General features: G+C 60.4%; 14 protein-coding genes. 4 read left to right on the forward strand and 10 right to left on the reverse strand.

Features of this window, described 5'->3' with window-relative positions:
- Positions 1–799: 799 nt before the first annotated feature.
- A complete protein-coding gene (locus PYK22_RS15080) occupies positions 800–2,326 on the forward strand; it encodes an aminopeptidase P N-terminal domain-containing protein (protein ID WP_060635745.1) in 1,527 nt (508 codons plus the stop codon).
- 619 nt (positions 2,327–2,945) lie between these two features.
- Here PYK22_RS15080 and PYK22_RS15085 read toward each other — a convergent pair.
- The 5 genes from PYK22_RS15085 to PYK22_RS15105 all read right to left on the reverse strand — a co-directional run bounded on the left by PYK22_RS15085 (position 2,946) and on the right by PYK22_RS15105 (position 9,968).
- Positions 2,946–4,496: a cation:proton antiporter domain-containing protein gene (locus tag PYK22_RS15085; RefSeq protein ID WP_041978526.1), complete on the reverse strand. Its 1,551-nt coding sequence runs from the start codon at positions 4,494–4,496 to the stop codon at positions 2,946–2,948.
- A 172-nt stretch (positions 4,497–4,668) separates the two neighbouring features.
- Positions 4,669–5,628, reverse strand: a complete 960-nt coding sequence (locus tag PYK22_RS15090; RefSeq protein WP_041978528.1) for a ring-cleaving dioxygenase — start codon at positions 5,626–5,628, stop codon at positions 4,669–4,671.
- A 105-nt stretch (positions 5,629–5,733) separates the two neighbouring features.
- Positions 5,734–7,140: a sigma-54-dependent transcriptional regulator gene (locus PYK22_RS15095; protein ID WP_041979282.1), complete on the reverse strand. Its 1,407-nt coding sequence runs from the start codon at positions 7,138–7,140 to the stop codon at positions 5,734–5,736.
- 386 nt (positions 7,141–7,526) lie between these two features.
- Complete coding sequence (locus PYK22_RS15100; RefSeq protein WP_041978531.1) at positions 7,527–8,270, reverse strand: zinc ribbon domain-containing protein; 744 nt, start codon at positions 8,268–8,270, stop codon at positions 7,527–7,529.
- Between the two features lie 108 nt (positions 8,271–8,378).
- Entirely contained in the window at positions 8,379–9,968 is a 1,590-nt protein-coding gene (locus tag PYK22_RS15105; protein WP_060635747.1) for an aldehyde dehydrogenase family protein, read from the reverse strand.
- Positions 9,969–10,114: 146 nt separating this feature from the next.
- Here PYK22_RS15105 and pepP point away from each other — a divergent pair, with 146 nt between their 5' ends.
- The gene (gene pepP, locus PYK22_RS15110; RefSeq protein ID WP_041979286.1) at positions 10,115–11,431 is read left to right on the forward strand and encodes a Xaa-Pro aminopeptidase; all 1,317 of its coding nucleotides are present in this window, start codon (positions 10,115–10,117) and stop codon (positions 11,429–11,431) included.
- 19 nt (positions 11,432–11,450) lie between these two features.
- Here the strand turns inward: pepP and PYK22_RS15115 are convergent, their stop codons facing one another.
- Positions 11,451–12,419: a phosphoesterase gene (locus tag PYK22_RS15115; RefSeq protein ID WP_041978532.1), complete on the reverse strand. Its 969-nt coding sequence runs from the start codon at positions 12,417–12,419 to the stop codon at positions 11,451–11,453.
- A gap of 184 nt (positions 12,420–12,603) precedes the next feature.
- On the opposite strand from PYK22_RS15115, the gene PYK22_RS15120 reads away from it, so the two are divergent.
- A complete protein-coding gene (locus PYK22_RS15120) occupies positions 12,604–13,893 on the forward strand; it encodes a PQQ-dependent sugar dehydrogenase (protein ID WP_060635748.1) in 1,290 nt (429 codons plus the stop codon).
- A gap of 7 nt (positions 13,894–13,900) precedes the next feature.
- On the forward strand, positions 13,901–16,207 hold the full coding sequence (locus PYK22_RS18215; RefSeq protein WP_041978536.1) for a TonB-dependent receptor: 2,307 nt from the start codon (positions 13,901–13,903) through the stop codon (positions 16,205–16,207).
- A gap of 17 nt (positions 16,208–16,224) precedes the next feature.
- Here PYK22_RS18215 and PYK22_RS15130 read toward each other — a convergent pair whose 3' ends face one another.
- The 4 genes from PYK22_RS15130 to PYK22_RS15145 all read right to left on the reverse strand — a co-directional run bounded on the left by PYK22_RS15130 (position 16,225) and on the right by PYK22_RS15145 (position 20,814).
- Positions 16,225–17,142, reverse strand: a complete 918-nt coding sequence (locus PYK22_RS15130) for a polyprenyl synthetase family protein (RefSeq protein WP_041978538.1) — start codon at positions 17,140–17,142, stop codon at positions 16,225–16,227.
- Positions 17,120–17,413 (reverse strand): exodeoxyribonuclease VII small subunit, encoded by a 294-nt coding sequence (xseB, locus tag PYK22_RS18110; protein ID WP_041978540.1) that lies wholly within the window; start codon positions 17,411–17,413, stop codon positions 17,120–17,122. Before xseB ends, PYK22_RS15130 begins: the two co-directional genes overlap by 23 nt.
- 34 nt (positions 17,414–17,447) lie before the next feature.
- Positions 17,448–18,851, reverse strand: coding sequence for an exodeoxyribonuclease VII large subunit (gene xseA / locus PYK22_RS15140; RefSeq protein ID WP_041978543.1), 1,404 nt, complete (start codon positions 18,849–18,851; stop codon positions 17,448–17,450).
- Positions 18,852–19,116: 265 nt separating this feature from the next.
- Positions 19,117–20,814 (reverse strand): VWA domain-containing protein, encoded by a 1,698-nt coding sequence (locus PYK22_RS15145; RefSeq protein ID WP_157770923.1) that lies wholly within the window; start codon positions 20,812–20,814, stop codon positions 19,117–19,119.
- Between the last annotated feature and the right edge of the window lie 9 nt (positions 20,815–20,823).

Genomic DNA, 20,823 nt, shown 5'->3' on the forward strand with positions numbered 1-20,823 from the left:
TTTGATCGCCTAAAACGTCGTCTATCCTTGATGCGCTTGATGCCCATGCCAGCGTTTCGATTCTCCACCGGACTCTTGATCGCCTAAAACTGTTCAAAGGAGCATAGGAACGTGCAAGACGAGGTGGGAGTCGGCTGTCCAAACTCCGTATTGTGGGTAAGGCGCGCGTGTCGCTAAAGATGCCGAACCCGATCAGAGCCTAAATTCATATTGTGAGAGTTGAGCAGACTTTTTCGCTATAAATCGATCAACAAAGGCCTAAACTTCATATTGTGAGAGGCTAAGCCTGGCGCTGGATGCCCGAACCGAGGGCGATCGCGCCGGATGGGAGAAGAAGGCCGCAGAGGGCTTGTGGGATAATCGTCGTGCACTTTGGGGATCAAGGGGCGCATCCCGATATAACTACGGCGGGAATCAGACAGAGCCGCTGGCGCTCGATTTTGTCGTTCTCGGCGCATCCCGATATAACTACGGCGGGAACACACCGCCTCGGCGGTGGCGACTTCGGATGCCGAGCGCGGGCGGTGACTCAGATGATGAGGACTGTGAAGCGATAAAAGGTCAAATAGAGAGCTGGTTCTAGAGGCCATCTCTTCGGACGGTCCACTACGTGTGAAGCGATAAGAAGTCAAATCGAGAGAGGAGTTTGAAGCGATTGTAGCTTGCAGTCATGACTGCTTCTCGACGCTCGTTCTACGAGTTCCGACTGCAAGCGCCTAATCGCGGCGTTGCGGGAAAGAAGGATATCGCTAATTCTCGACGTTGCGTTCCACGATCTCCGAGGAAAGGAGGCGTTGTGATGAAAGCGCATCGGGGGCGTGTCGTTTTGCTGATGGCGTTGATGTTTCTAGCGCCGACGATTGGCCGCGGCCAGAGCCAGCCCTATTATCAACCCCATTTTCCCCCGGAGGAGTTTAGGGCTCGATGGAACAAGATCTTCGACAAGATCGGCCCGGGAGCCATCGCCATCGTCCAGGGGGCGCCGCAAGTGGGCGGTTTTATCTATCCCCGTCAGACGAATGAGTTCTACTATCTCTGCGGTATTGAGACGCCACATTCTTACATCATTCTTGATGGACGAACGCGTCGGGCGATACTGTTTCTTCCACCTCGGAATCCTCGACTGGAAAGCGCTGAGGGGCGGGTCCTCTCAGCCGAAGATGCTGAATTGGCGAAGAGGCTTACCGGCGTTGATGAAACGTTGAGCACACAGATGCTGACGGTCGATTGGCTGCGGCAATTTTTAGGGCGGCCAACTCCGGTGATCTACACGCCGTTCGCTCCGGCAGAAGGTGCCGCGCAGAGTCGTGGCGAGCTTCTGGCGGCCAATGCCAGCATCGCGCTCGATTATTGGGATGGACGCCCCTCACGGGAAGCGCACTTCGTCGGGCTTCTGCGCACGCGCCTTCCTCAGATAGAGGTTCGAGATCTTTCGCCTATCCTTGATGAGTTGCGCAGTGTGAAGAGCCCACGCGAGATCGCGCTCATCCGCCGAGCCTCTCAGTTGGCTGGACTCGGCATCATCGAAGCGATGAAGGCGACGCGGCCCGGCATTTACGAATATCAACTCGATGCCGTGGCGCGGTACGTGTATCTCGTCAATGGAGCACGGCTGGAGGGTTATCGTTCAATCGTCGCCTCCGGCACCGCCAATATCTGGAACATTCACTATTATCGTAACCTAGATCGATTGAAAGACGGCGATCTCGTGTTGATGGACTATGCCCCCGACTATGGTTATTACACCAGCGACATCGCTCGGATGTGGCCGGTCAACGGTAAGTTCAGTCCCTGGCAGCGTGAGCTGCTTCAGTTCGTGCTGGAATATCGCAAGGCCATCCTCGCCCGCATTCGTCCCGGCGTGACCGTACAAACCATCATGGACGAGGCGAAGGCCGCGATGGAAGAGGTCTTTCGCCGAACGAAGTTCTCCAAACCGATTTATGAGCAGGCCGCCCGTCGGTTGGTAGAGACGGGCGGAGGCGTCTTCTCTCACCCAGTCGGAATGGCCGTTCATGATGTGGGGGCTTACACACGTGACGTTCTCAAACCCGGGCAGGTCTTCTCCATCGATCCTCAACTGCGAGTGCCCGAAGAGAATCTCTATCTCCGGTATGAAGATGTCGTCGTGGTGACGGAGACGGGCGTGGAGAATTTCACCGATTTCTTGCCCTCAGAATTGGACGATATCGAGAAGCTGGTCGGGCGAGGGGGTCTGCTGCAGATGTTCCCCCCTGCTTCTGAAGACGAACTGAAGCGACTCGGCAAACCGCAGGCTAGCGATGTTGCCTCAACTGCCGATCGCGCTGAACGAAATGGCAGGTGAGCGAGCTGAGTGTTCGAACGCCGCTGATGATCGCTTCTAGTTATCGGCGCGCCCCGAAACGCTGCATTTGCTGAAACGATCGCGGACTTCCGTGAAACGGATCAGTGAGGTTGCGCCCGTCGCTGCTGGCGTAAGAGCAAAACGCCAAAATATGCTTCGCCTCGAGCTTTAGTCGTGATAGGACATAGGTGAAAAATCGTATGGCAAAACGCCAAAATATGCTTCGCCTCGAGCGAGGCGAGTCGTTTGTCGGCAAGCGGCTGGTCTTGAGCGAAAAGCCCCATCTGAGTGTGGGGGGAAGCGCTGAGGGGAGAGAATCCGTTTCAGTTCGACGGACGCGAAAAGATCATACACGTGTGTCAATGAAAGGCGGCCAACCGGTCAAGCTGCGTGCTCGCTTCGCGCGAAAAGATCATACACGTGTGTCAATGAAAGGGAGCAGTGGCGCATGCTCTTGCTTAGGTCTAGCTTGAAAAGATCATACACGTGTGTCAGTGAAAGGCTCTATCGGCAAGCCTGCGTCTTGCCACGCCGCCCAACCGCCTACTAGCGCACGCGCCATCTCCCATCCAGCTTTCTTGAGTTCTTGCGCCACACGGGCGCTTGTCGCTTCGTCCCTTCAAGCGCAATAGGCGATGAGCCATGCGTCTCGGGTGAGGCCGAGTTCTTGAGCTCGCTCGACCGCACGATCGGGCGGCAGGCGCACCGCTCCTTTAGCTTGCCGCCCGTCGAGATTACGTTCGGCGCGCACATCGAGTAAAACGATCGGCGCCCCCGATTCTTGTAAGCGACGCAACTCGTCGAGCGTAATCCTCGAAGTTCGATCGTCCGCTGCAGGGGGCTGGATTAACGGAAGCGCCGCGCCCTTCGAATCGCTGCGTTGGGCGTTCTGCATTGATCGAGCTCCCGGCGGCTCGAAGCTTTGATCGAGCGCGCGATCGGAAGCACCCGATTCGCCACGCTCTTTCATCGCTCGCCTTCGCGCGATGCGGGCGAGCAACATGGGCGAGCTGCCGTGCAGCACGACCGAGATCAGCACCACGAGCGAACACAGGGCAAACAACCGATCGCTTCCCGGCAAACCGGCGAAGACGGGCAGCAAGATCAACAGCAGCGAACTCAAGCCTCGCGGCCCGAACCAAGCGATCAACAGTCGCCCGCGCGTATCGACATTTGAGCCGAGAAGCGAAAGCAAGTAGATGGGCGGGCGCAAAAGGAGCGCGATGAACGTAAACAGCAATGTGGGGCCATCGAGCGCCGCAAAGCCGCTCCAGATGAGCGAGCCTCCTAACAGGACGAAGGTGAAAAGGAGCAGCATTTCAGCCGTCACTTCGCCATATTCGACGAAGCAGTCGCACAGTTCTAAGTCGAGCGCAGCGATCGTCGCTCCGGCAGTGAAGGCGGCGAGGAAACCGCTGCCGTGCACGGCTTCGGCGGCAGCGAAGGCGGCAAACGCCACTCCGAGCGAATAGAGCGATTCGTAGTCGCGACGCACCCCGATCCTCTTCCTGATCAGATCGAGCGCTGCGACCCCCAGCAGCCCGATGAGAATGCCTGCTCCGGGACCGAGGATGAGCAGTTCCAATCCTAACTTCGCCAGCTTTCGACCGCTGAGAGGTTCATTTGGATCCAAAAGGGCTATGGCGACGATGACGATCGGCAAGAGCACGGCATCGTTCAACCCGCTTTCCATCTGTAGCGCGTGGCGCGCATCAGCCTGGATGTCGCGCCGCCGCAGCAGCCCGCGAAGCAACACCGGATCGGTGGAAGCGAGCGCTGCGCCGAGGATCGCCGCCGCCGCTGGCGGTAAATCCAATAACCGCCACGCGGCCAATGTCGTGAGCGCTGCCGTTAGAAGCGTTCCTGGGCCAAGCAGGCGAAAGGCCAGTGCGCCGCGGCCTTTGACTTCAGCGATGTTGAGCGTGACGGCATCGGTAAAGAGCACAAGCGCAAGGCTTAGGGTGGCGACGACGCGCAGCGCCGCCGAGTCGAGCGAAAGGTCGAGCAGCCCTAGCCCCGCGGGGCCGAGGGCTGCGCCGAGCGCGAGGAAGACGGCGACTTGCGGCAATCCGCTACGCTCGATCAGCCCCGAAAGCAGTGCGGAGACGATGATGACGACGCCAATGATGGCGAGAGCGGCGGCGAACGTTTCGGCGCTGAAAGGATTCATCGTTTGCTCAAGGCTCGTTTGGAATAAATCCGCATCGTGTGTGGGGGCGGTCGATCCACCGCTTGCTCTTGATCGAAACGGCGATGGTCGCAAAGTTTGTCGCGGCTCCCCTCTACCGGAGTTCGCATCGCTTGGGCATCTGACTCCGAAAGCTTTCGCGATGCCATATGGATCAAACATTCGGCAGGCGAAGCGGCGGAAGGGCACGTTCTAGTTCATCTCGCGCGCTCTCCAACCAGGGCGGCAATCGCAGCTCACTCCCCAAGCGTTCGAGCGGCTCATCGACGGTGAACCCCGGGCCATCGGTAGCGATTTCAAAGAGGACGCCCCCGGGTTCGCGAAAGTAGATCGAACGAAAGTAAACGCGATTCATCACCGGAGTGACGTTCAATCCCCGACGCGCGATCTCTTGTCGCCATTCGCGCTGCGTGATTTCATCCGACGTGCGCCACGCGACATGGTGGATCGAGCCGGCGGCGACTAACCCACGCCCAATCTCCGGCGCGCAGCGCACGTCGATCGTCGTTCCGAATCCCTTCAATCCGATCTCATAACGAACGATGCCTTCTTCCCTCCGCACGGGATTGAAATTCATCGTTTCGACCAGCAAACTCTCCGTTTGCGTGAGCGATTCGACGCAGAGCGTGACGCCATCGAGGCCGCGAATGGCGTGCGCGAACGGCACGGGAGCGGTCCACGCGCTCTTTTGCGCGCGAGCCGAAAGATCCGAGACGGGGCGCGCCACCAATTCGAGCATCAACCCATCTGGATCGCGGAAGGGGATAACCTGATCATCGAACCGACGCATGGGACGGGTGAACTCGACGTTGTGCGCGGTGAAACGCTCGATCCAGTATCCGGTAGAAGACTCCGGCACGGCGAATGAGACCGTTATCGCTTGGCCCGTGCCGCGACGACCGCGCGGCACATCCGGCCAGACGAAAAAAGTGAGCAGCGTACCTGGGCTGCCATTCTCATCGCCGTAGTAGAGATGGTACGAAGTCGGATCGTCGAAGTTGACCGTCAATTTGACCAAACGGAGACCGAGCACGCCTGTATAGAAATCCAGATTGCGTTGAGCGTTATTGGCGATGGCCGTAACGTGATGTATCCCCAATATGCGTTGGTCCATGTCGAGTCCTTAGGAGCATCGTCAGCCATCGCTCAACGCGAATTGCTGTGAACGTTGGCAGCAAAAGATGAGCATCGGCGGGATGCCCCGGTCATCTGTTCAATGTCAAGGGCGATACTGCAGATTATACGCTTTGATCTTCGAATTGAGCGTCGTCGCGTTCATGCCCAAAAGGCGCGCCGCGCGCGATTGATGCCCGCCCGTTTGTTCGAGCGCACGGCGTATCAAATCCATTTCGAAACGCCGCACCTCATCGTAGAAGTTTATCCCGCGTCCGACATCAAGTGCCGCCGCCGCATTGGATATCGGCGCGCGCTGAAGAGCCCGCTGTGGATCGCGTATCTCCTGCGGCAGGCATTCGACCGTAAGCTCTTGTCCGGGAGCGATGACGACGGCGCGTTCGATGACGTTCTCTAGCTCGCGAACGTTGCCGGGCCACGAGTAGTTCTCCAATAACGCGAGGACTTCAGGCGATAGTTGGTCCGAGACGTGGCGACCATTTTCGGCGTTAAACTTGCGGATGAAATGTTGGGCCAACGGCAAGATATCTTCGCGGCGGTCGCGCAAGGGGGGAAGTTCGATCGGGACGACGGCGAGCCGATAGTAAAGATCTTCGCGAAAGTGGCCCTGCCGGACGGCCTCGCGCAGATCTATGTTGGTGGCGGCGATGATGCGCACGTCGACGCGCCGCGGAGTCGTATCGCCGAGCGGCGTAAACTCGCGCTCTTGGATGACGCGCAGCAGTTTCGCTTGCGTTTCGAACGGTAGATCGCCGATCTCGTCAAGAAAGATGGTCCCGCCGTCCGCGACCTCGAAAAGCCCTTTCTTCGCTGTGATCGCGCCGGTGAAGGCGCCTTTCGTGTGGCCGAAGAGTTCGGATTCGAGCAGCTCCGATGGGATGTTGAGCGAATTGACGATGACGAAAGGTTTCGACGCGCGCGGACTCTGTTCATGGATGGCCTTGGCGATCAGTTCTTTGCCGGTGCCGGATTCGCCCATGATCAGGACGGTCGAGCGGGCCGGGGCGACTTGGTCCACCAAGCGAAAGATCGCTTGCATGGCTTCAGAGCGACCGATGATCGCGCCGCGATCGACCTCGCGGCTCATCGCGCGCCGTAGCGCTTGTCGCTCTTCCTCTTTGCGCCGGCGCCGGACGCCTGCGGCGACCGTTTGCGTGATCTGCTCGTTTTGAAAAGGTTTGCGGATGCAACCGAACGCGCCCCGTTCCCAAGCCGCGATCGCCGTGTCGAAGGTCGCATAGGCTGTGATCATTACGACGACGGCATCGGCATCGAGCTTGAGGATCTCTTCAAGCGCGCGCAACCCTCCCATTCCGGGCATCGAAACGTCGAGCAGGACGACATCATAAGGGCGATGCGCGTAAGCTTCGACGCCCTCCTCGCCGGTCTTGGCCAGATCGACGCGGTATCCTTCGGCTGAAAGGAGCGTCTCGAGCACATCGCGCATGACCTCCTCATCGTCAACGACAAGCACGGAACCCTTCTTGGCCATATACCTTCTCCCCACGCACGAAGAGGATATCCCGATTTTACAACGCTCGGCACGGCGGCGACGAATGCCGAGGGCGATTAAGACGGCGCGCGGCGAGCGGTGAGCGAAGTTTGATGGATGACTGATCGCCTGTTTTCGCTTCTTCGAAACCGCGACTGGCATCCAAGTTATCGAAGTTTGATGGATGACTGATCGCCCCGCGCTTTGTCGATGGAGATCTTCGTCGCAAGTCGTCGTTCGAAGCCTTGAAGGCGAATGGCCGCCCATGCGGAGCAACGCGGCAGGCGGCTGTGGAGAGCGCGCCGCTCTCCTCTGCTGGCGATGATCGTCCGGTGGCGTCTCTTCGCGCGATAGATAGCTTGCGATGAGCGGTTCGGCGATCCAAATCAAGAGGCCACTTTCGACTCGCTCTTTTGAGCGTTCTCCGGCGCGTAGTAGAGGATGCGGCTGCAATTGTCACACAGAATGATCTCGTCGCCACGCCGCACTTCCGCCATCACTTGCGGGCGCAGCGTCATGAAACAGGCGGTGCAAGATCCGTCGCGCGCTTCGACCACCGCAAGCCCATCGCGCACACGCGCGCTGATGCGCTCATATAACGCGATGACGTTGCGCGGCAACGAAGCGGCGAGCTCGCCGCGCTCGCGTTGTCGCGCTTCGAGCCGTGCGGCTTGCTGGCGCGTTTGTTCCTCGAAACTATGCAACTTCTCCTCGAGTTCGGCGCGCAGACGTGCGATCTCCGGCTCGCGTTCCTTGATTTCGCTCTCCGCCTGTTCGATGGCCTCCATCTGCTCGAGGATCTGCGTCTCCAGTTGCGAGATCTGTTTGCGCGCGGCATCTATCTCGCGGATCGCCGCCGTGTAATCCTTCTCGTTCTTCGAAGCCATCAAATTGCGCTCGGCCCTTTCGGCGCGCGCGCGCGTTGCGGCCAACTCCTTTTCGAGCTGCCCTCGCAGCTTGTTGGCCTCATCGCGGCGATTCTCGATCGTGCGAAACTCAAAGGCGCGCTGTTCGAACTCTCTTTCGATCTCAGCGCGCCTTTGCGGGATTGCTTCCAAGTCTGCTTTCAAGTGGCGTATTTCTGAATCCAGATGCTGCAGTGCGACCAATCGCTCCAGTTCCTTGATCACTCTCTTCGTCCTCCAGATGGCACGGCGCTCGTGACGCGCTTCGCTTAAATCAAGAATAATCTCACATCGGAGTGAAGACAAGCAAGTTTCGGCTCCTGAGGTGAGCTTTCAATCCGAGCTTCGATTCGCTTCGCGCAGACGACGTACGAGGTCTGGAACGGCTCGCATCAGGCTCCACCGTGAGCCGTCCGTGAAACGGCGCGCGAGCGTGCGAAAGAGCCGTTGCGCTTGCGGCGTGTAGCGAAACCACCACGGATCGCGCCACCAGATCGCGCGGTTCGTATGAACGTGCAGCGGGGCGACGAACTCGAGAAGCCCCAAGCGACCGTGCGTCCGCCCCCATCCGCTCTGCCGCACGCCTCCCCACGGCGCTTGGGCGATGGCGTGGGTGTAGAGCACTTCGTTGACCATCACCGTGCCGGCGATGACCTGCTCTGCCAACCGCCGTCCGCGCCGCAGATCTCTGGTCCAGATGCTCGCCGTCAACCCATACGCGCAATCGTTGGCTAAGCGGATCGCTTCCCCTTCATCCCGGAAAGTCATCACCGGAAGCACTGGGCCGAAAGTCTCTTCGCGCATGATGCGCATGGAATGGTCCACTCCGGTTAGGATCGTCGGCGCGTAGAAGAGGCCCGCGCCCCGCCCGATCCTTTCTCCGCCGATGAGAAGCCGCGCCCCGCGCCGCAGCGCATCGCGCACGTGTTCTTCGACCGTTCTGATCTGCCGTTCGCTCGCCATGGCGCCAACGTCTTCGCCGATGCGCAGTCGACTCGTCTCTGCGACGACGCGGCGCAGGAAATCTTGCGCGATGCGTTCGTGCACGTAGCAGCGCTCCACGGATGCGCAAGCTTGCCCGGCGTTGGCGAATGCGCCCCATACGGCGGCTGCCGCCGCTTTATCCAAATCGGCGTCATCGAGCACGAGCAGCGGATCCTTGCCGCCGAGTTCGAGAACGACCGGAACCAGATTCTGCGCCGCCGCGGCGGCGACGCGCCGACCCGTGGCGGCGCTCCCCGTGAAGATGACCTTGTCGATCTTCGATGAGGCGAGCGCAGCTCCCGCCGCTCCATCGCCTGTGACGATTTGCAGGACGTTTTCCGGTAGGCCGGCTTGGGCGAAGACTTCGCCGATCTTGAGCGCCGTCAACGGCGCCAATTCGCTCGGTTTAAGGACCACCGCGTTGCCGGCGATGAGCGCCATCGCTGTCTGGCCCAGCGGGATCGCCCATGGAAAGTTCCACGGCGAGATGATGCCGATCGTGCCGAGCGGGCGGTAGATGATGCGCGAAGAGCGCCCGAGAAGGGCGTAATGGCCGATGGCGATCCTTTCGTCACGAAGCAGTTTTTGCGCGTGGTGCGCGAAATAGTGGAGCAGGTCGAGCGTCGGAACGATCTCCATCGCGATCGCTTCAGCCAAAGGTTTACCCGACTCGCGCGCGATCAAAGAGGCGATCTCGTCAAGTCGCTCCAGCACGATCTCGCGCGCCCGCAAAAGCGCCCGCCCGCGCTCGGCGAAACTGCGCGCTGCCCAATCCGGCTGCGCCGCGCGCGCCCGATCGACGGCGCGTTCGACTTCGGCGGCGGAAGAGGCGGGCGCGCGCCCGAGTTCTTCGCCAGTAACCGGGTCATAGGAGATGATCTCGCGCGTCAAAGATGACGATTCAATCTGAGATCCGTTCGGGCTTCTCGCTTCGCGCATATGAGCTCTCCTTCATCGAGCGGATTATCTCTCGAAGGCGGTTCGAGCGAAAGTCCATCTCAGCCGCGTCCGATTGTCGCCTCGTCGCCCTTTTGATTACAATCGGGAAGTTTCCTCGATATCGCCATCATCAGGAAGGAGATGCGATGCGAAGACCGCAGCTTGCCGAATTCATGCGCCGCATGGATTCGCATTCTATCGCCATCATCGCCAGCGCGCGCGAAGCGGTGCGCTCGAATGATACGACCTATCGCTTTCGTCAAGATTCGGACTTCTATTACTTGACTGGTTTCAACGAACCGGAAGCGATCGCCGTCATTGCGCCTGAAGACGAAAAACCGTATACCCTTTTCGTCCGTCCGCGCGATCCGGAGAAAGAGACGTGGGATGGCCCGCGGGCCGGCGTGGAAGGGGCGATCGAGCGGTATGGAGCCGACGCGGCTTTCCCCATCGGGGAGTTTCAGGGCAAATTGCAGGAGCTTCTGAAGGGAAAACGGACGCTCTACTATCGGCTCGGCGTCGATCACGAACTGGACCGGGTCATCATCGGCGAGATCGCTCGCATGCGCGCTCTCGGGCGGCGAGGCATCGTGCCTCCGCAAACGATCGTTGATACGGGCGCCCTCTTGCACGAGATGCGTTTGATCAAGAGCGACGATGAGATCGCCCTCATCCAACGCGCCGCCGAGATCACCGCCGAGGCCCATCGAGAAGCGATGACGAAAGCCCGTCCGGGGATGAGGGAGTACGAGATCGAGGCTCTGATCGAATATATCTTCCGCCGCCGCGGGGCGACGGCGGCCTATAACTCAATCATCGGCAGCGGAGCGAACGCGACGATCCTCCACTACTCGATCAACGATGCGGTGTTACGAGAAGGCGATCTGTTGCTCATCGATGCGGGGGCGGAGTACCAGGGTTATGCCGCCGACATCACGCGCACTTTTCCCGTAAGCGGGCGTTTCAGCAAGGAGCAGCGCGATATCTACGAGGTCGTGCTCGAAACGCAGAAAGAGTGCATCGAGATGGTTCGCCCCGGGGTAACTATCGATGAGCTTCATAATCGCTCGGTTGAGATCCTAACCGAAGGGATGATTCGCTTGGGTCTGCTCGCGGGCGACGCCAGCCAACTCATCAAAGAAGAGGTTTACAAGCGCTTCTACATGCATCGTCTGGGACATTATCTCGGTCTCGACGTGCATGATGTCGGCCTGTACTACGTCGATGGTCAATCGAGAAGGCTCGAAGCGGGCATGGTAATCACGATCGAACCCGGGTTATATGTCGCGCGCGAAGCTGAAGCGCCGGAGCGGTATCGCGGCATCGGCGTGCGCATCGAGGATGATGTGTTGGTGACAACAGAAGGGCACCGCGTTTTGACGAGCGGCGTGCCGAAGGAGATCGAAGAGTTGGAGGATCTGATCGCGCGCGCCCGTGAGAGAGCAAGCCATCCCATCGCCTGATGCCGATGAAGAAGATGGTTCAACTGACGCCATCTGTTTGAGATAGTTCGGCGACTATTTCACGCGCGACCGTGCGCGCTCGCTCGGTCTCCTCGGGGCGGAAAGAGACGGCGCCGACCACCGCATGTCCACCGCCGCCGTATCGCTCGCAGATCGTCGCGATATTGTGACGGCGCGGTCGCGGACTCCACGGGTTGGAGCCAACGGAAATCTTGGTGCGGCCCGGGCCGCGCGTGAGCGCGACCGAATAGGTCGTCTCTGGAAACAGGTAGTATGGGGCGAACTTGTTGAAGCTTTCGACGCCTTCATCGAGCAGATCGAAGAAGACGACCCCGTCCTTGTAGATCGCCTTACGCTGCACCAGCCCCAAGGCCTCTTGCTGCTCCTTGAGCGCGCGCGCGAACCGCTTTTGCACCTCTTCGGCGGTCGCCACCTCATCGAGCGATCGGGTGCAGAGGGCGCGGATGATCCCTTCGATGAATCCTTCGTCTTCTTCGCTTTCGATGACCAGCATCAATTGAAGCGCGGGCGCGCGGAGTTCGACGGCCTCGGCGGCTGAAGCGTAAAATGCGCCGTCTATTTTGTGGGCCCAAGCGATGAGCGGATCGAGCTTGGGGTCATAGAAGGAGTAGCGCTGGCGCGCGTAATCGGCGATCAGCTCTGTGCATGAGCGGCGCGTCGGATCCCACACCTTACGCTCGGTCTTCGTGCGATGGTAATGTTCTTCATCGGCGGGCGTGAGAAAGGCCGATTGATGGTGGTCAAACCACCAGGTCAAACGTTCAGAAGGGCTGTATTTGAAATCGACGATGGCGTTCTCGTCGCCGTCGAACATCTCCGCGTCGAACAGATCCCCGGGACGGTGATAGAGCCCGCGATAGAGGACTTCCGCGTCGGCGTGAATGCGCTCCGTGTAGAAACGGGTGAAGACCGCGGCTGAGGCTACTCCATCGAAACAACGACCGTGATAAAGCAAACGAAGTTTCATGGCGGTGCTACATTGAGATGAATTGAGCGAAAGAAATAACGCGACATATTAGCAATTATCGCGGCGCAAGACTAGCCGCGAAAAGGGCGCGGGCGCGGTTTCGGGCGGTTTGAGGTGCTTGCGGTTTGTCTGTGATAATGGGGGAGAGTGCCGTCGCGTTCAGCGACGATCGAGAACGAGGGAGATGGTTTTGACGATGAGTCGTTTCGCCGTGTTTGCCGTTCGCCTGAGTTTAGTTTCGATCATCGCTCTTCAATTCCTATCTTTGGCTTGCGGCCAAACCTCTCAACGGAATTCGCCGGATGGCGCTTCGACGCCGCCATTGCGCCGTTATCTGATCACGCCGGAAACTTTGCCTCCGCCGTTTGCCACGCCCGATGCGACCAATCCGCCGCGCATTATCCCGCAGCCGCCGGGGGCGAAGTTGAACATGCCGCCCGGCTTTAAGATCGACACCTATGCGGAAGGGTTCAAACGCCCGCGCGAGATCGCGCTTGCGCCGAACGGCGATGTGTTCGTCGCCGATTCGGAGGCCGGACAGATCATCATCTTGCGCGACGCGAACGGTGACGGGAAACCGGATCAACGTTTCGTCTTCGCTTCGGGATTGCTGTTGCCTTATGGCATCGCTTTCTGGCGCGATTACGTTTATATCGGCACCACCAATGCCGTTCTGCGATTCCGCTATCGGCCCGGCCAGACGCGCGCTGAGGGCGCGCCGGAGAAGATCGCCGATCTGCCCGGTCGCGGCTATCGCGAGCATTGGACGCGCAATCTCATCTTCAGTCCCGACGGTCGTGAACTCTATGTGACCGTCGGATCGGAGACGAACGTTTCGGTCGAACTCGAACCGATGCGCGCCGCCATCACGGAGTTCAATCCCGACGGGACCGGAAAAAGGATCTTCGCCAGCGGCTTGCGCAATCCGATCGGGCTCGCCTTCAATCCCGTAACTGGCAAGCTCTGGGCCGCCGTTCAAGAGCGCGATCGCATCGGCGATGATCTCGTGCCCGATTACGTTACGGAGATCAAAGAGGGCGCATTCTACGGTTGGCCTTTCGCGTACATCGGGCAGAACGAAGATCCGCGGCGCAAAGGGGAGCGCCCCGATCTGGTCCAGCGCACCGTCAAGCCTGATGTCCTAATCCAAGCCCATTCTGCAGTCATGGACATCGTCTTCTACGACGGCAAGATGTTTCCCGCCGAATACCGCGGCGACGCCTTCGTCTCGCTGCACGGTTCATGGAATCGGTCGAAGCGGACCGGTTACAAGATCGTCCGCATACGTTTCAAAGACGGAAGGCCGGTGGATGGAAGCTACGAGGATTTCATCACCGGTTGGATGCTCGATGAGGATCGTCCAGAAGTGTGGGGGCGGCCCGTCGGTCTGCTCGTTTTGCCGGATGGCTCGCTGCTCATCGTCGATGATGGCGCAAATAAGATTTGGCGCGTCACTTATAACGGGCCGCGGTGAGCAGGCGATGATCGGCCCGAAGGCGTTTGAAAGGCGGAGCGGCTTAATTGCGCTCGCCTGTATCATCCTTCTGCGCCTCTCTGTAATCTCGCAGGACGTCGCGAAGATCGAAGGCGTCGTGCGCGATCAACTCGGCGCTCCGGTCCAGGGCGCGACAGTCGCGCTTCGCGGCAAGGCTTGTGAAGCGAGGACGCGCACCGATGAGAACGGGCGTTTCCAGCTTCAGGATCTTCGGATCAACGCGCTCGAATGCAAGCTCGTGGTGGACGCGCGCGGGTTTGCTCTCTATGAAGAGGCTTTGCGCGAGCTGCTCTCGCGAGAGCAACCGTGGCAAATCAAGCTCGCGCCTGCATCGTTCAACGAGCGCGTGACCGTCACGGCATCGCGCATTCCGGCGCGCTTGGGAGACACGCCGCAGAGTCTGCTTACGCTTTCGCGAAGCGAGCTTGAGACGACGGCGGCTCCGACGCTCGACGACGCTCTGCGTCAGATCGCCGGATTCTCTCTCTTCCGTCGCGCCAGCAGTCGCACGGCCAATCCGACCGCGCAGGGCGTGAGCTTGCGCGGTGTCGGCGCAAGCGGTGCCAGCCGCGCGCTCGTCCTCGCCGATGGCGTGCCGCTCAACGATCCATTTGGCGGTTGGGTCTATTGGGGACGGGTCCCATCGGCTGCGATCGAGCGCATCGAGGTGTTGCGCGGGGCGGCGTCCGATCTTTACGGCAGTTCCGCGCTCGGCGGCGTCATCCAGATCCTCACGCGCCGAGCGGATAAGCCAGCGATCACGCTCGAAACCTCTTACGGCAATGAACGGACCGGACTCGCTTCGCTCTTCGCTGGCGGAAGGTGGTCCAAGTGGGGAATCGCTTTGGCGGCGGAAGGGTTTCGCACGGATGGTTACATCCTCGTCGATGGGCGCGCGCGTGGACCGGTCGATACGCCTGCCGGGAGCGAGCGTTTCGCCTTCGATCTAACCTTGGATCGAAGTTTCGATGAGCGTGGGCGCATCTTCTGGCGCGGATCATATTTTGGCGAGGTTCGCGGCAACGGAACGCCTCTGCAGACCAACCAGACGCGCATTCGACAGTTGAGCGGGGGCATTAATCGGCGGTCGTCGAGATCGGGAGAGTTCGATCTGCGAGCCTATCTGAATGCGCAGGTATACGATCAGACGTTTTCAGCCGTCGCGCCGGACCGCCGATCAGAGGATTTGACGCGCGCGCAACGCTCTCCATCACAATCATCTGGGGCGATCCTACAGTGGTCCAAAGCCTTCGCCCGCCATACGCTCATCGCTGGGTCCGAGGTGCGCGAAGTGCGCGGCGCAAGCGATGAGACGGCCTACGCCATCAATCAAGCGACTTCGCTCGTCGGAACGGGCGGCAGGCAACGCACGATGAGTTTCTTCGCCGAAGAGATCGCGCGCCTCTCCTCGCAAATCATCGTCACAGCCGTCGCGCGTTATGATCGCTGGCGTAACTTCGATGCGCTGCGCACCACGAAGCAGCTTGCACGAAACGTCGTGACGGTCGAGCCTTTCGTCGAAAGGAGAGAGGCCGCCGTCAGTCCGCGCCTTTCCGCGCTCTATCGTCCGAGCGATCGTTTCGCGTTCTTCGCTTCGGCTTATCGCGCGTTCCGCGCCCCGACGCTCAATGAGCTCTACCGTTCGTTTCGCGTCGGCGATGTTTTGACGCTCGCTAATCCTGATCTTCGCGCGGAGAGGTTAGTGGGCGGCGAAGCTGGAGCGAGTTACACGCGCGCGCGCTTCGTCGCGCGAAGCGCCCTCTTTTGGTCGGAGATCGCACGTCCCGTGGCCAATGTGACGATCTCGGTCGCGCCGAATCTCATCACGCGCCAGCGACAGAATCTCGGACGGACGCGCGCGCGCGGTCTCGAGCTAGATGTCGAGTGGCGTGCCGGAACCCATTGGGCTATCAACGGCGGGTATCTGCTGGCCGATGCGACCGTCATCAGTTTCCCTGTGAATCGAGCGTTGGAGGGGTTGCGCGTGCCGCAAGTGGCACGACATCAGTTCACGGTACAGACGCGGTATGGGACGCCTTCCGGCTTCACCTTCGCTGCGCAGGCGCGCGCTTCGAGCGCGCAATTCGACGACGATCAGAACCTGTTTCGCCTCGCCCCCTACTTTACGATGGATCTCTATGCGGCGCGCAAATTGCGCCGAAAGGTAGAGGTGTTTGGCGCCGTCGAGAACGTTTTCGACGCGCGCTACGATGTCGGTCGGACGCCGATCAGAACCGTCGGACCGCCGCGCCTTGTGCGACTCGGATTGCGTTTGACGCTGAGCGCGCGCTGATCTTTCCCCGTCAACGCTCAGGCTCGCCGGTCCAGGACCAGACAAGCTAGACCGCGAAGCAAGTCGGCGTCGAAATCCGACTGGTCCAGCGCGGCGCAAGCTTCGGCATAGGCTTCCAGAGCCCGTTGACGCGCTCCGTCTATGCCGTAGAGGGTGACGTAAGTCGCCTTCTGCGCGCGCAGATCCTTGCCGGGAGTCTTGCCTAGATCGTGCGCCGTGGCCGTCGCATCGAGGAGGTCATCCGTAATTTGGAAGAGCAGACCCAGCATCTCTCCGTATCGCGTGATCGTTTCGAGCGATCGCGCGCCGGCGATGATCGCCCCGCAGCGTGCCGCTCCTACGATCAGCGCCCCGGTCTTGGAACGATGAATGCGTCGAAGCTCGGCTTCTGAGATGGCGCGCCCTTCTGACGCGAGATCGAAAGCCTGTCCGGCCACCATGCCGTGCGGCGTGCCCGCCGCGCGCGCGAGCTCAGCGATCAAGCGCACGCGCGTCGTGTGCTCTAACGCCTCATCTTCGGCGATGGCTTTGAAAGCGAGCGTTTGCAGCGCATCGCCTGCCAAGATGGCCGTCGCTTCATCGAAACGGACGTGACAAGTGGGACGACCGCGCCGCAGTTCATCATCGTCCATCGCGGGCAGATCGTCGTGGATGAGCGAGTAAGTGTGGATCAATTCGAAAGCGCAGGCAGTCGTGAGTAGATCGGCTTCGCGTGCGCCGAGAGTTTCACCAACCGCCAGAAGGAGCGTCGGACGAAATCGTTTGCCGCCAGCGAACAAGCTCCAACGGATCGCTGCGTGAAGCCGTTCGGGCGGATCGGTTTCGCGTGGAATCAACTGGTCCAGTCGCGCTTCGATGCGAGGACGCCTCTCTTCCAAGAAAGAGCGGGCGCGCGAAAGTAGAGCCGCGTGATCAGAAGGGGATATCATCCTCATCCGCGTCTCGTCCGTCCTCTTCGCCGGTGCCACTTTCGCCGAGGCCGCGCGCCCCGAGATCGCTCGTGAAGACGCGACCGTTGGCATCTTGCAGCAAGATCTCGATCCTGCGTTCCGCCTCACTCAGCCGCTCTTGGCATTCGCGCGATAAGCGCACGCCTTGTTCGAAAAGCTCCAGGCTCTTTTCGAGAGGAAGATCGCCGCGCTCCAGTTCGCGCACGATCTGCTCGAGCTGCGCTAACGCCGATTCGAAGTCAAGCTCTTTGCTCATCGTCCTCCTCTCCGGGCGAAACCTCTTTCGCCGCTCAAGTCGATTCGATCGCCTCGATACGACAGCGAAGTTTCCCGTTCGCCAGACGCAAATCGATTCGCTCGCCTTCGCGCACATCGTCCGTCGATCGGACCAGCGCCCCATCTTCTTTCTGGACCAGGGCATAACCGCGCCGCAGAACGGCCAGCGGCGAGAGGGCTTCGAGCGAAGTGACGGCCCGACTCAGCCTGCTCTTCTCATCTTCGATGCGCATCTCGATACGCGCCTCGAGCGCGGCGCGTATCTCCGTCAAACGGATGCGGTCGTGCAGAAGGCGCGAGGATAAGCCTTTCGGGGTGATACGGAAACAGGTTTCGGCAGCGCGTTGGCGCTCGCTTCTCAAACGGTTTTTGATCGCCGCCTCGAGCCGCGCGCGTAATTCGGCGGTCCGTTCGAGCGCGCTTCGGAGTCGCGCGCGCGCCTCATCGAAGCCGGGCGACATCGCCGCTTCTTGCAGGCGCGCTCTGGCGCGTAACGTGCGAAGTCGAGCCGCTTGCCCGAGGCTGCGCGTCAGATCCGCGATGCGCGCGGCGAGACCATCTTCGCAGGCGGCGACCATCTCGGCGGCTGCCGATGGCGTCGGGGCGCGTAGATCGGCGGCGAAATCGGCGATGGTGAAATCGGTCTCGTGTCCGACGGCGGAGATGATCGGAATAGTTGAGGCGCGAATGGCGCGCGCCACCTCTTCTTCATTGAACGCCCAAAGATCTTCGATCGAGCCGCCGCCACGCCCGACGATGATCGCGTCGACGCAGTCATCGAAGCGACCATCCCGCAAGGCTTGTCGATGATATTCGTTCAGTAAAGCGATGGCGCGCGCGATCTCTTGGCCGGCCCCTTCGCCTTGAACGCGAACGGGGACGAACAGAATACTCACGGTCCGCGTGCGCCTCGTGATGACGTGCAAGATATCGTGGATCGCGGCTCCTGAAGGTGAAGTCACCACGCCCACGCGACGGGGCAGTAAGGGGAGGGGCCTCTTCAGGGATTGATCGAATAGACCTTCGGCGGCGAGGCGATCGCGCAGTTGCTCGAAAGCGATGCGCAACGCCCCGATGCCGACAGGGTCAAGCGATTCGACGCATAACTCGTATTCGCCGCGCGGTTCGTAGACTGTAAGGTGGCCGCGCGCGCGAACCTTTAGGCCATCGTAGGGCCGGAAACGAATGTACACGTTTGTGTTGCGGAAACAGGTCGCGCGAAGTTGCGCGCCTTCGTCTTTGATGGTGAAGTACCAGTGACCTGAAGTGTGATCTTTGAAGTTAGAGATCTCGCCCTCGACCCAGACGGAAGGGAAGCGCACCTCGAGCGCTTCGCGCACCTGAGCCGTCAATTCGGAGACCGTCAAGGGGCGCCGCTCTGATTCGCTGAAAAGGTTTTGCAACAGCGGGGATCTCATCTCGACCGAATGATAAATGCTCTCAATGCCAACCACCGCGCAGCGCTCAGCCGCTAAGGCATTTCATCTCGACCGAATGATAAATGTTCTCGCGGAACGATCACAACCTCAGGCTGATCGGTAAGGAGCGCCGCTTGCCAAAGCGCGTGAAGATGCCGGGCGAATCGCGTCCGGCGGGGTTCAGCGCGATTTAGCCGCGGGCCTTTCAAAAACATCGCTTCTTAGCGATCTGAGACTTAGTGGTATGGCGTTGAAAGGCATCGCTTCAATCTCTCCCTGTGACGCGAACGACCGGTCCCAGATTCGTGGCGGCGGCGTCTTGGCGTTTGAGGCGAACGCGGAGAAGCGGCGCATGATCATCGCGCGCGCGCGATAGGTAGGTGATGGTGTAAGCGGCGCGAAGTTGGGCGACGACTGCGTCGTATGCGCGCTGTAAATCTTCAAGCCGGTTGATCGGAAAATAGACGCCGCCCGAAACGGCAGCGAGTTTTTGTCCCTCCTCGTTGGCGCGCGAGGTCAGAGTGAGATAGCGCGTGCGCACCGGATCGAGCGAATCGATACCCTTAGCTGCATCTGCTGGAATCAGCTCCGATGGGACATACAGCGGATAGATGATCGCTCCGGATTCGCTCACCAACTCCAGCACCGCCGAGAAGGGAAGAAATGACCTGTTGTCGTCCCCATCGGAGAGGACCACGATCGCCGTCCGCTCGTTGCGCAATGGGCGCAAGGTCTCGATGAGGACATAGGCGAGCGCATCGTAAAGCGCCGTTGCGCCGCCCGCCTCGATCTGTTTGACTCGTTCGGCGAGCAACTGTTTGTCAGTCGTGAAATCCGAGATGAGTTGCACATCGTCGCGGAAGCTCACGATGGCGAGCCGATCCTGTGGCCCGATGGTGTTGACGAAGGCGAGCGCAGCTTTTCTGATGAAATCCAATTTCTCCTCGACGCTGCCGGATACGTCGAGCAGAAGGACCAGATTGAACGGCGCCGTAGTCGGCTGCACATCGACTACGGGGCGCGGCTCCCCGTCTTCGAGCACGATGAAATCGTCGGCGCGAAGGCCGCTGATCGATACCCCGTTGCGATCTTTGACGCTCACGTTGAAGCGAGCGAGTTTGGTTCCCGCAGGAGCGCGCTCGCCATCGCGCGACACGAGCCGCGGAGCTTGCCCCTCGTGCGGCGGCAGAGTGCCGAGATAATCATCGACCGAGCGCGGCGAGATCTTGCGGATCGCGGCGATCAGATCTTCATTGCCGCTGCGAATGATGGCCCGCGCCGCTTCCGTCAATTGCCGCTCGCGCAGATCCGCCGGCGCAAGCTCTGGATCGACGCCGAAGAGGATGACTCCGCGGTGAGTCGTCAGGGCGAGTCGCGCGCGTCTCTCCTCGGGCGCATTCTTTTCGCCCAGATAGCCGGCGAGTTCGAACCTGCCGCCGCGCCCTTCCTTGGGCTGGGCCAGTTTGATTTCGCTCAGATAGCGCGGTCGGCTCGCCGTCCAGACGAAACTATAGCTCAGCGCTTCGACGGGGACATCGGCATGGATCGTGCCCGTATCGGTCTCAGCGATGGCTTCGCGAAAATCGCCGATGATGTCGATGGCGCCGGCCGTAGTCGTCGCGCGCACGCGCGCGCGCGCGGGAACGCGGAGTGTGATGTCGATTCGGTCCGATGCCCGTGGCTCGATCTCGACCGCTTTCTCGCTTGCGCGTATGAGAAGCGCCCCTTCGTCAACCTGGCCGATCGGCGAATCGGCGATGAGACTTGCGCCTTTCTGTCCCTCCGCAGCGATCAGTTTAATGCGACCCTCGCGATTGCGCACGACGATGCGTGCGCCGTCGGATAGCGGCACTTCACGCTCCACCCTTTGCGCCCTGGCGTCCGGTGCGCCTAGCAGCGCGATGACGAAAAGGAGCGCTCGACAGATGTGCTGTCCGGCATCCGAGCCGCTTCGATGAAGCATCGGATCCAA

Origin of the sequence: Pyrinomonas methylaliphatogenes (assembly GCF_000820845.2) — a bacterium.
GTDB lineage: Bacteria > Acidobacteriota > Blastocatellia > Pyrinomonadales > Pyrinomonadaceae > Pyrinomonas > Pyrinomonas methylaliphatogenes.